4 protein-coding genes are annotated in these 5029 nt (G+C 72.1%); 2 read left to right on the top strand and 2 right to left on the bottom strand.

The window, feature by feature from the left end:
• Together ACFW2E_RS39320 and ACFW2E_RS39315 are read left to right on the top strand one after the other, a co-directional pair.
• The coding region (locus tag ACFW2E_RS39320; RefSeq protein ID WP_384474609.1) for a CDP-glycerol glycerophosphotransferase family protein at nt 1-1216 on the top strand (1216 nt) is incomplete at its 5' end.
• Entirely contained in the window at nt 1213-2877 is a 1665-nt protein-coding gene (locus tag ACFW2E_RS39315) for a glycosyltransferase family 2 protein (protein ID WP_384474607.1), read from the top strand. The genes ACFW2E_RS39320 and ACFW2E_RS39315, both read left to right, overlap by 4 nt.
• A gap of 48 nt (nt 2878-2925) precedes the next feature.
• Here ACFW2E_RS39315 and ACFW2E_RS39310 read toward each other — a convergent pair whose 3' ends face one another.
• Together ACFW2E_RS39310 and ACFW2E_RS39305 are read right to left on the bottom strand one after the other, a co-directional pair.
• On the bottom strand, nt 2926-4413 hold the full coding sequence (locus ACFW2E_RS39310; protein ID WP_384474604.1) for a hypothetical protein: 1488 nt from the start codon (nt 4411-4413) through the stop codon (nt 2926-2928).
• Nucleotides 4394-4876 carry a GtrA family protein gene (locus ACFW2E_RS39305; protein ID WP_384474601.1) on the bottom strand — a complete coding sequence of 161 codons (483 nt, stop codon included), beginning with the start codon at nt 4874-4876 and terminating at the stop codon, nt 4394-4396. Before ACFW2E_RS39305 ends, ACFW2E_RS39310 begins: the two co-directional genes overlap by 20 nt.
• Nucleotides 4877-5029: the final 153 nt, after the last annotated feature.

Here is a 5029-nt window from a genome sequence, read left to right as displayed (position 1 = left end):
GCCGGGGGTCGTCCGCGATCGTGTCCGCGGCGACGGGGTGGGGGCCGGGGCCCCCCCGCCCCCCCCGGTGGGGGGGTTCTTCTCCGCGTACTGGAACCGCGGAGTCGCCTGCAATCCCGCCGCGATCGCCGCCAAGCTCGCCGAACTGGCCCCGGAGATCCACCCGGTGTGGGTCGTGACGAAGGACAACGCGCCGCTCCTGCCGCCCGGCACGGACCACGTGGTCCCCGGCACGCGCCGCTACTGGGAGGTGCTGGCCACGGCCAGGTACCTGACGAACAACGTCAACTTCCCCAACAACGTGGTCAAGCGTCCCGACGCGATCCACCTCCAGACCCACCACGGCACTCCCCTCAAGCGCATGGGCCTGGACCAGATGCAGCACCCGGCCGCCGCCCAGGGCATGGACTTCGCCGCGCTGCTGGCCCGCGTCGACAAATGGGACTACAGCGTCTCCGCCAACAGCCACTCCACCCGTATGTGGGAGCGCGCCTACCCCTCCCGCTACGTGTCCCTGGACCACGGCTATCCACGCAACGACGTCTTCTACTCCGCCACGGCGGCCGACATCCGCGCGATCCGCGCCCGACTGGGCATCGCCCCCGGCGCGACGGCGGTCCTGTATGCCCCCACCCACCGCGACTACGAGGCGGGCTGGACCCCGCGCCTGGACCTGGCCGCCCTCGCGGACCGCCTGGGCGAGAACACGGTCCTCCTGGTCCGCGGCCACTACTTCTACGGAGGCGCGGCGTCACCCCTGGCCGGCCTGCGCCGCACGGGCAGGGTCGTGGACGTCTCGCAGTACGACCCGGTCGAGGACCTGTCCCTGGCCGCCGACGCCCTGATCACGGACTACTCGTCCATCATGTTCGACTACGCCAACCTCGACCGCCCGATCGTCGTCTACGCCGACGACTGGGAGACGTACGCGACGACCCGGGGCGTGTACTTCGACCTGATGTCCGAGGCACCCGGCCAGGTGGCCCGCACCCAGGAGGAACTGGCGGAGATCTTCGTCTCCGGCGCCTGGCGCGACGAGGCCGCCACGAAGGCGCGAGCCGTTTTCCGGCGCCGGTTCTGCGAGTACGACGACGGGCGCGCCGCCGAGCGCGTCGTACGGCGGGTCTTCCTCGGCGACAACGAGGGCTCGCTGCCACCGGTGATCCCGGTCGAGCTGCGCACACCGGCACCGACCCCCGAGGAGGCCGCATCATGACCCCCGACGTCACGGTGACAGTGATCGTCCACAACGACGCGGCGCGGCTGCCCCGCGCGGTCGACTCGGTACGGCGGCAGACGCACGCCGGCCTCGAGATCGTCATCAGCGACGACCACTCGACGGACGAAACCCCCTCGGTGGCCCGGGAACTGGCGGCCCGGGACCCCCGCATCCGCTACCACCGGCTGCCGGAGAACAGCGGCGGCTGCAGCGCACCGCGCAACAGGGCCATCGAGGTGGCGAGGTCGCCGTACCTGATGTTCCTGGACAGCGACGACGAACTCCCGGAGCGGGCGGTCGAACTGCTCCTGGCCGCGCACCGCGAGCGCGAGGTCGACTTCACGATGGGCGCGGTACGGCGGATACGCGTGGACAGCGGCCACCGCTCGACCTGGATGCCGCACCTGGTCTCGGAGCGCCGGACCCTGGACGGCATAGCGGCGGACCCGCGCCTCTTCTTCGAGCACCTGTCGACGAGCAAGATGTACGCGAGGGCCTTCCTGGACCGCCACGAACTGCGCTTCCCGGAGGGCATCCACTACGAGGACCAGCTGTTCTCGGCTCAGGCGTACTGCCTGGCAAGGGCGTTCACGATCATCCCGGACCCCGTGTACCTCTGGTACATAGCCCCGTACGCGGCCGGCGACTCCGCGTCGATCTCCAACCAGCGGCACAGGCTCACCAACGTGCGCGACCGCGTCCATGTCCAGCGGCTGATCGACGACTTCCTCACGGCGAGCGGACACGGGTCGCTGCGCGAGGACAAGGACTACAAGTTCCTCAAGCACGACTTCCGCATGTACGCCGGGGACCTGCCGTACCGGGACGAGGAGTGGCTGCGGTCGTTCGCGGACATCGTGAACCCGTACCTCGGCACCCTGACCCCGGGCTCGTACGACCGGCTCCCGCGCCCCGAGCGGGTGGTCGTCCAGCTGGTGCGCGACGGCCGCCTGCCGGAGGCACGGCTGGCGGCGCGCGGTCTCGGCCACGGTGTGGCGCCGAGGCAGGTGACGACGGACGCGGCGGGCGGCGGTACCTACTGGGGCGACCGGATTCCCTCCTCCGCCGGGTCCCGGCGCGAGCTGGACGTGACGGACCTGGAGCTGGACACCCGTCCCTTCCCGAGCGCGCAGTTCCGCCACGAGATCACGGAACTCACGCGCGGTCCGGGCGCCTCGCTGGAGCTCGTGATCCGCACCTACGACCCCGGTCTGCGGCTCCCGGTGGGCCCGCACCGCGCAAGCCTCCTGCTGGCCCCGGGCCGGCGCCGCCTCACGCTCCCCTTCCGGCTGGACCCTGTCAGCCCCGGTGTCTTCGAGGGCCGTGCCCGCCTGGACCTTTCGGCGGCCCCGGTCCCCCTCCACGGCTTCGCCGGCGTCCGCCACCCGTTGCTGCGGGTCCAGCACCAGGGCCTGGCCCACACGGGGCTCCTCCTGGCCCCTCTGGACTTCCCCGCTCTCACCGCCCGCGTCGGTTACCACTCCGGCGTAGCCCCCCACCGCGTCACCGTCGAGCCCGAGGGCCGCGGCCCCGGGCGCCTCCAGATCCGCTGGCGGCCGACGGGAGTGACGGAACGTGTGATCCGGCCGGTGGTACGGCGGGTGGCGCGGCCGAGGGTGCGGCGTGTGGCGCGGCTGGTGGCGAGCTCGCTGAGGTGACGCACCGGGCGGACCGCCTGAGCGGCGCGCCGGGCCGGGCCTCCCGGCTCAGTGCTCCACCGTGTAGAGCACCTGCCCGCCCGGCCCGCGGGCGACCTCCCGCAGACCCGCCCCCGGCGGGGCGGTCCCGGTGTCCACCACCCAACGCACCCCGTACTCCCGGGCGATCCCCCGCCGCTCGCTCCCCGGCGTCCCCGCGGCGAATAACCTCCGGACCGCGGCGTCGCGCCGCCCCTCGACCGGCTGCAAGCCGTCGGTATCGCGGGCAGCGACGGTGTAGGGCCCGTAGGCCGGGATCTGCCGGGACGGAAACGTCCGTGCCATGACGACGTCCCCGTACTTCACCCACGGCGTGATCCACCGGTACCCCACCCACGGCGCCCGGTACTTCGCGGCGACCGCCCCCGGCAGCGCGCCCGGCCGCACCACATACCCGAGGGTTCCGATCTGCGTCCACGCCCCCACGGCCAGCGCGGCGGCCAGCGCGCACGCCCAGCCGATCCGTACCACCCGCGCGCGCCCCTCGCCGCCCACCACCTCCAGCGCGGCGGCGAGCTGCGCCGGGATCAGCGCGGCGGGCAGGACGCGCCCCCACGAGTAGTGACCGCTCGCCCCGCCCGCGGCGAACACGGCCGCTCCCAGCACGAAGAAGATCACCAGCGGATCCCACCGGTCCCGCCGCCACCGCAGCGCCAGCGCGGCCACCCCGAGCAGCACCAGCCCGAACCGTCCGGGCAGATGCCCGTACAGCGACCGATGGATGGCCTCGAGATCCGCTCCGGCCGAGAAGAGCGAGAAGAAGTCGTAGAACGGCCACGCCCACAGCACCACCAGCCCCAGCGCCACACCCGCCCCCAGTCGCGGCAGCACCCGCCGTCCGGGTCGCGCCGCGACCACCGTGGCGAGGGCGCCCAGTGAGGCCACCACTCCCGAGAACTGGTGGACCAGCAGGATCACCGCCCACAGCACCCCGAGCGCCGGCCACGCTCCCCGGCCCGCGCCGTCGCGCAGCGCGCCCGTCAGCCACGCCCACAGGTGGAAGGAGAGCCCGAGCGCGAACACGCTCGGATAGGACACCGTCAGCGCGAGGGAGTTCAGCCCGAGGAAGCCGCTCCACTCGAACAGCAGCGGTCCCCACAGCAACAGCAGGCACAGCAGGGCGATCGCCGGCGCGGCCCGGTGCGGGCTCAGCGTCCGCACGTACCGCCACACCCCCGTGACGAGCAGCGCCAGCCCGACGAGCGCGCCCACCCGCAGCACGACGAACACCGACAGCCCGGTGATCCGGGCGATGCCGCCGAGCACCAGCATCCACGGCGAGTAGTACGGGCTCGGCGTGTCCGCGTCGACGAGGGGATTGCCGGGGTGCACGAGGCTGTGCCGCAGGCGTTCGATCGTCGCCGCGTGCATGCCGAGGTCGCCCGCCCACGGGAGACGGACGATCACCAGGAGCAGCAGGACCAGGACGAGTGCGGCGGCGGCCTGCGGGAGGGCTCTGCCGGCGGTCGCCGTCGCACTACGCGGCGCGGCGCGCATCCTGCTGGAAGACCCAGGTGCGGTAGACGAGGAAGCGGAAGGCGGAGGCGAGGACGATCGACAACGCCTTCACCGCATTCGATCCGAGCGGCCCGTGCAGGCCGAGGCCGTGATATCCGACGTAGAACAGACCGCTTTCCATGACGACGCCGAGCCCGCTGAAGACAAAGAAAAGTACGATTTGCCGACGAGTGCGGGAAGCGCGGTCGCGGTAGGCGAAATAGCGGAAGCCGATGTAATTCGTGGCCATGGCAATACAGCTGGCCAGCACCGTCGCCACCATCGCCTGCCGACGCAGGCCGTGCAGCAGCAGATTGAAGACCAGGAAATTGACGAGCACGCCACTGCCGCCGACGACCCCGAATTTCACGACTTCGAGGACGATTCGCGTGACCGGCCGGACATCTGGTGCGGGAGCGGTCACGGTCGCCGCCGGGCGGGTCTCGGTGAGATTCACTGTCACACGGGACACTTTATCCGAAGCATCCCGATTAGCAGGAAAGGGTAAATTCATCGCCCGGTTTTCCCTTGGCGATGGCAAGAAGACCCACGGAAACGGGGGGGGGCCCGCGCCGGGGGGGGGGCGCCGGGGGCGCCGCCCCCGCCGCCCCCGCCC

The sequence above is a fragment of the Streptomyces sp. NPDC058964 genome (genome assembly GCF_042741275.1).
Taxonomy (GTDB): Bacteria; Actinomycetota; Actinomycetes; order Streptomycetales; family Streptomycetaceae; genus Streptomyces.
This window is presented reverse-complemented; position numbering and strand designations above follow the sequence as displayed.